We start from the raw sequence: 6,313 nt of genomic DNA, 5'->3' as shown, positions 1-6,313 counted from the left end.
GCCGAGCGCAGGGCGCCGGCACCCGCCGGAGGCGGCCCCGGGCCGAGGACACGCGGCACCCGACCATCGGCACCCAGCCATCGGCACCCACCCGAAGACGGCCCCCGCCAGCGGCGGCCCCATGCCGACAAGGGCGGCGGACCGGGTCAGAAGAGGACGCTCATGAACATGCCGGTCTCACGGAAGCCGACGCGCCGGTAGGTGGCGCGCGCCGCGGCGTTGAAGTCGTTGACGTAGAGGCTGGCCACCGGCGCCACGTCGCTCAGCGCGTACCGCAGGACCGCGGCCATGCCGGGCGCCGCGTGGCCCTTCCCCCGGTACTCGGGAGCCACCCAGACGCCCTGGATCTGGCAGGCCTGCGGCGTGGCGGCGCCGATCTCGGCCTTGAAGACGACCTTGCCCTCGTCGTCGACGTGGGCGAAGGAGCGCCCGGTGGCGACGAGTTCGGCGACCCGGGCCTGGTAGAGGAGCCCGCCGTCACCGGCCAGCGGGGAGACGCCGACCTCCTCGGTGAACATGGCGACGCAGGCCGGGAGGATGGTCTCCATCTCGTCCTTGCGGATGCGCCGCACCCGCGGGTCGGGCGCCACGTCGTCCGGCATCCGGTCGGTGACCATCAGCGGCTGGCGGGCGCGCACCTCGCGGGCGGGTCCCCAGTGCGGTTCCAGGAGCCGCCAGAGCGCGGCGGTCGACTCGGCGGGGCCCACGATGGAGGAGCAGCGCCGCCCGGCCCGGCGCGCGCGGTCCGCGAAGGCCCGCACGGCGCGGGGGGTGGCGCAGATGGGGACCAGGTTGGCGCCCGCGTAGCAGAGCGAGGTGAGGACGCCGTCCTCGTACCAGCCCCACATCTCGCCGCCCAGCCGCCACGGGTCCAGCCCGGCGACCCGGACGCGCGCGGCCACGAAGGCGTTCGCGACCGGCTCGCGGTCGAGGACCGCGAGCGCCGCGTGCAGGTCGTCGGGTTCCAGAACCCTGGTGGTCGTCTGGGTCAACACGGGGAGGGCCTCGCCATATGATCTGCCGGTTTCCGCCACTGTATCGGCCTCCCGGCGGACCTGCCGCCGGGTCCCCACAGGGGCTCGGATCCCTCCCTGGTGCCCCGTGGCGGGGCGGGGGAATCCGGTCAGCCGGCGACCGAGACGGAGGGCTCGCCGGAGATGACGCCGTCGGCCTCCATCTGCGCGGCCAGCTTCATGGCCTCCTCGATCAGGGTCTCCACGATCTTGGACTCGGGCACGGTCTTGATGACCTCGCCCTTGACGAAGATCTGGCCCTTGCCGTTGCCGGAGGCGACGCCGAGGTCGGCCTCGCGGGCCTCGCCCGGACCGTTCACCACACAGCCCATGACGGCGACCCGGAGCGGGACCTCCATGCCGGTCAGGCCGGCGGTGACCTCCTCGGCCAGCTTGTAGACGTCCACCTGGGCGCGGCCGCAGGACGGGCAGGAGACGATCTCCAGGGTCCGCTGGCGGAGGTTGAGCGACTCGAGGATCTTGATGCCGACCTTGATCTCCTCGACCGGGGGCGCGGAGAGCGAGACGCGGATGGTGTCGCCGATGCCCTGCGAGAGGAGCGCGCCGAAGGCGACCGCGGACTTGATGGTGCCCTGGAAGGCCGGGCCGGCCTCGGTGACACCGAGGTGCAGCGGGTAGTCGCACTGCTCGGCGAGCTGGCGGTAGGCCTCGATCATCACGACCGGGTCGTTGTGCTTGACCGAGATCTTGATGTCGCGGAAGTCGTGCTCCTCGAAGAGGGACGCCTCCCAGAGGGCGGACTCGACCAGGGCCTCGGGCGTCGCCTTGCCGTACTTCTGGAGCAGGCGGCGGTCGAGGGAGCCGGCGTTGACGCCGATGCGGATCGGCGTGCCGTGCTCCTTGGCGACCTGGGCGATCTCCTTCACCTTGTCGTCGAACTGCTTGATGTTGCCGGGGTTCACACGCACCGCGGCGCAGCCCGCCTCGATGGCGGCGAAGACGTACTTCGGCTGGAAATGGATGTCGGCGATGACGGGGATCTGCGACTTGCGCGCGATCACCGACAGCGCGTCGGCGTCGTCCTGCGTGGGGCAGGCCACCCGCACGATCTGGCAGCCGGAGGCCGTCAGCTCGGCGATCTGCTGGAGGGTGGCGCCGATGTCGGAGGTCCGGGTGGTCGTCATGGACTGCACCGAGACCGGAGCGTCACCGCCCACCGCCACCGTTCCGACCTGGATCTGCCGGCTCTTCCGGCGTTCGGCGACCTTGGTCGGAACGGACGGCATGCCGAGTGAAATCGCAGTCATCTGCTGTGCAACCCCATGGTGTGGTCAAGATCGAGGCGTATCAACAAGCTCGAAACCCCGGTGGGCTCCGGGATCCGAGATTACGGCACCGCCCGGCGGCCCGGCACGCCCGCTCCGATCAAATCCACACGATGGAGGACGGATCCGAGAAAACCGGGCGGCCGGGCCGGTGGGACGGTCAGGAGATGCGGACCGGGTTCACCACGTCCGCGATGCCCACCAGCACCGTGAAGCAGACGAACACCGCGGCCACCACGTACGCGGCCGGCATGAGCTTGGCCACGTCGAACGGGCCGGGGTCCGGCCGCCGGAAGACCCGTGCGACGTTCCGCCGTACGGACTCCCAGAGCGCTCCCGCGATGTGCCCGCCGTCCAGCGGGAGCAGCGGCAGCATGTTGAAGAGGAACAGCGACAGGTTGAAGCCGGCCACCACGAAGACGAAGCCCGCGACCTGCTGGCTGGCCGGGATGTCGAGGGTGACGATCTCGCCGCCCACCCGGGCCGCGCCGATCACGCCCATCGGGGAGTCGTCCTCGCGCGGTCCGTCGCCGAAGGCGGCGTCCCACAGGGCGGGGATCTTGGAGGGCAGCGCGATCAGCCCGTCGAAGGCGTCCTCCACGCGGTCGCCCATCCAGACGATCGACTCGCCGAAGTCCTGCCGGAAGACGCCGCTCGCGGGGGCGAAGCCGAGGAAGCCGGCGTCGACGTACTCGCCGCGGACCGGCATGCCGCGGTCGTCCTTCTTGATCACCTTGTTGGTGGTGATGTCGGCCTGCAGGGTGAGCCGCTCGCCCTTGCGGTCGACGACGATCGGGACGTCCTGCTCACCGGCGCGGACGCGGATGGCGTCGGAGAGGTCGTTCCACTCCGTGGTGTTCACGCCGCCCACGGAGAGGATCCGGTCGCCGGCCCGCAGTCCGGCGGCGGCCGCGGGCGCGGCGGGGTCGCCGGCCTTGCAGTCGTCGCGCTGCTCGCTGGCGGCGATCACGCACTTCTGCACGGAGCTGACCACGTTGGTCTCCTCACGGATGCCGAAGCCCATGAGGTAGACGAAGAACAGCGCGATGGCCAGGATCAGGTTCATGAAGGGCCCGGCGAACATCACGATCACGCGCTTCCACGGCGTGCGCGTGTAGAACATCCGGGTCTCGTCGCCGGGGCGGATCTCCTCGTAGGCCGCCGAGCGGGCGTCCTCGATCATGCCCCGCCAGGGCGAGGTGGACCGCGCCTCGACGCGGCCGTCCTTGCCGGGCGGGAACATGCCGATCATGCGGATGTAGCCGCCGAGCGGGATCGCCTTGATCCCGTACTCGGTCTCGCCCCTCTTCCGCGACCAGATCGTCGGCCCGAAGCCGACCATGTACTGCGGGACGCGCACGCCGAACAGCTTCGCGGTCGACAGGTGGCCCAGCTCGTGCCACGCGATCGAGACCAGCAGTCCCACGAAGAAGATGACCATGCCGAGCACGGTCAACAAGATGGTCGTCACCCTCGCGCCTCCGCGCTCGTCAGTTCCCTCGCCCGGGCCCGCGCCCAGGTCTCCGCCTCGAGGACGTCGGGCAGGGTCAGGGAAGTTCCCGTCCTCGGCGTGCCGTGCTCCTCCACCACCCGGACGACGGTGTCCATGATGGCGGTGAACGGCAGCCGGCCGGCCAGGAACGCCTCGACGCATTCCTCGTTGGCGGCATTGAACACGGCCGGGGCCGTCCCCGCGAGCTCGCCGACGTGCCGGGCGAGGTTCACGGCCGGGAAGGCCTCGTTGTCGAGCGGGAAGAACTCCCAGGTGGACGCCTTCGACCAGTCGAAGGCGGGGGCCGCGTCCGGGATCCGCTCGGGCCAGCCGACGCCGATGGCGATCGGCCCCCGCATGTCCGGCGGGGTGGCCTGGGCCAGCGTGGACCCGTCGGTGAACTCGACCATGGAGTGCACGTACGACTGCGGGTGGACCACGACCTCGATGCGGTCGAAGGGGATGTCGTAGAGCAGGTGCGCCTCGATCACCTCCAGGCCCTTGTTGACCAGGGTCGCGGAGTTGACGGTGATCACCGGGCCCATCGCCCAGGTGGGGTGCGCCAGCGCGTCCTCGACGGTGACGTGCGCCAGCTCCGCCTTGGTCCGCCCGCGGAACGGGCCGCCGGAGGCGGTCACCACCAGCTTGCGGACGTCGGCGCGGGTGCCCGCGGCCAGCGCCTGGAAGAGCGCGGCGTGCTCGGAGTCGACGGGGATGATCTGCCCCGGCTTGGCGACCGCCTTGACCAGCGGGCCGCCCACGATCAGGGACTCCTTGTTGGCCAGGGCCAGCGTCCGCCCCGCCTCCAGGGCGGCCAGTGTGGGGGCCAGGCCGATCGAGCCGGTGATGCCGTTGAGCACCGTGTGGCACGCGGACGCCGCGACCTCGGTGGCGGCGTCGGGGCCCGCCAGGATCTCCGGCAGCGGCTCGGCGCCGTACCGCGCGGCCAGCGCCTCGCGCAGCTCCGCGGCCTTGTCCGCCCGCGCCACCGCCACGGTCCGCACCCGCAGCCGGTGCGCCTGCTCGGCGAGCAGGTCCACCCGCCCGCCGGCGGCGGACAGCGCGGTCACCCGGAAGCGGTCCGGGTTGCGGAGCACGAGGTCGATGGCCTGGGTGCCGATCGACCCGGTGGACCCGAGGATCACCAGGTCCCGCGCCCCGTCGGACGGGTCGAAGACGAGATGAGGGTCGGCGAGCGGAGCTGGGCTGTCAGTCATTCCCCCATTGTGGCCCCCGGCACCACGCGCCGGAGCCCGCCCTCGTGTGATGCGGGGCGGGCTCCGCGAGCGGCCGGGCCGCTAGAGCGCCAGTCCGGTCAGGACCATGACGCGCTCGTAGGTGTAGTCGTCCATCGCGTACCGGACGCCCTCGCGGCCGACGCCGGACTGCTTGGCGCCGCCGTACGGCATCTGGTCGGCGCGGTAGGACGGCACGTCGCCGATGATCACGCCGCCGACCTCGAGCGCGCGGTGGGCGCGGAACGCCGTCTGCAGGTCGTGCGTGAAGACGCCGGCCTGGAGGCCGTAGGGCGAGTCGTTGACGGCGGCGAAGGCCGCCTCCTCGCCCTCGGTCCGCTGCACGGTCAGCACCGGGCCGAAGACCTCCTCGCAGGAGAGCGTGACGCCCTCGGGCACGCCGGCCAGGACGGTCGGCGCGTAGGTGGCCCCGTCGCGGGTGCCGCCGGTGAGCAGTTCGGCGCCGGCCTTCACGGCCTCGTCGACCCAGGCCTCCACGCGCCTCGCCGCGTCCTCGCTGACCAGCGGGCCCACGTCGGTGGCGTCGTCGGCCGGGTCGCCGGTGACCTGGGCCTCGACCTTCTCGACGATCAGGGGGACCAGGCGGTCGTACACGGCCGCGTCGGCGATCACCCGCTGCACCGAGATGCAGGACTGGCCGCCCTGGTAGTTGGAGAAGGTGGCGATGCGGGTGGCGGCCCACTCGAGGTCCTCGTCGCCCGCCCAGTCCGGGAGGACCACGGCGGCGGCGTTGCCGCCGAGCTCCAGCGTGCAGTGCTTGCGGGGCACGCTGTCGCGGATGGACCAGCCGACGGGGCCGGAGCCGGTGAAGGAGATGACCGGCAGGCGCTCGTCCTGGACCAGCGCCGGCATCCGGTCGTTGGGCACGGTCAGCACGGACCAGGAGCCGGCCGGCAGGTCGGTCTCGGCGAGGATCTCGCCGAGGACCAGGGAGGAGATCGGGGTGGCCGGCGCGGGCTTGAGGATGATCGGCGCGCCGACGGCGATGGCCGGGGCCACCTTGTGGGCGCTCAGGTTGAGCGGGAAGTTGAACGGCGCGATGCCCAGCACGGTGCCGCGCGGGACACGGCGGGTGAGGGCGAGACGCCCGGTGCCGCCCTGGTCGGTGTCGAGCCGCTGCGCCTCGCCCGCGTTCCAGCGCCGGGCCTCCTCGGCGGCGAGCCGGAAGACGGAGATCGCCCGGCCGACCTCGCCGCGGGCCCACTTGACCGGCTTGCCGTTCTCGGCGGAGATCAGCCGCGCGATCTCCTCGGTGCGCTCGGTGAG

5 protein-coding genes are annotated in these 6,313 nt (G+C 72.1%); all 5 read right to left on the bottom strand.

Annotated features, from left to right (window positions below; all coding sequences use genetic code 11):
• Window positions 1-146: 146 nt before the first annotated feature.
• Window positions 147-995, bottom strand: a complete 849-nt coding sequence (locus HW445_RS15300) for a GNAT family N-acetyltransferase (protein ID WP_180221569.1) — start codon at window positions 993-995, stop codon at window positions 147-149.
• Between the two features lie 128 nt (window positions 996-1,123).
• Complete coding sequence (gene ispG, locus HW445_RS15295) at window positions 1,124-2,281, bottom strand: flavodoxin-dependent (E)-4-hydroxy-3-methylbut-2-enyl-diphosphate synthase (RefSeq protein ID WP_180221568.1); 1,158 nt, start codon at window positions 2,279-2,281, stop codon at window positions 1,124-1,126.
• 178 nt (window positions 2,282-2,459) lie between these two features.
• Complete coding sequence (locus HW445_RS15290; RefSeq protein ID WP_180221570.1) at window positions 2,460-3,755, bottom strand: RIP metalloprotease; 1,296 nt, start codon at window positions 3,753-3,755, stop codon at window positions 2,460-2,462.
• 11 nt (window positions 3,756-3,766) lie between these two features.
• Window positions 3,767-5,008 (bottom strand): 1-deoxy-D-xylulose-5-phosphate reductoisomerase, encoded by a 1,242-nt coding sequence (gene dxr / locus HW445_RS15285; RefSeq protein ID WP_180221567.1) that lies wholly within the window; start codon window positions 5,006-5,008, stop codon window positions 3,767-3,769.
• An 81-nt stretch (window positions 5,009-5,089) separates the two neighbouring features.
• Window positions 5,090-6,313: aldehyde dehydrogenase family protein (locus HW445_RS15280; protein ID WP_180221566.1), on the bottom strand; the 1,224-nt coding region annotated here is incomplete at its 5' end.

The organism is Streptomyces sp. UH6 (assembly GCF_013421635.1).
Lineage (GTDB): Bacteria > Actinomycetota > Actinomycetes > Streptomycetales > Streptomycetaceae > Streptomyces > Streptomyces abyssomicinicus.
This window is presented reverse-complemented; position numbering and strand designations above follow the sequence as displayed.

What these genes read in the sequence shown, in the direction of transcription:
- ispG (WP_180221568.1), bottom strand. Translation starts at nt 2,281, where the DNA reads ATGACTGCGATTTCACTCGGCATGCCGTCCGTTCCGACCAAGGTCGCC.
- dxr (WP_180221567.1), bottom strand. Translation starts at nt 5,008, where the DNA reads ATGACTGACAGCCCAGCTCCGCTCGCCGACCCTCATCTCGTCTTCGAC.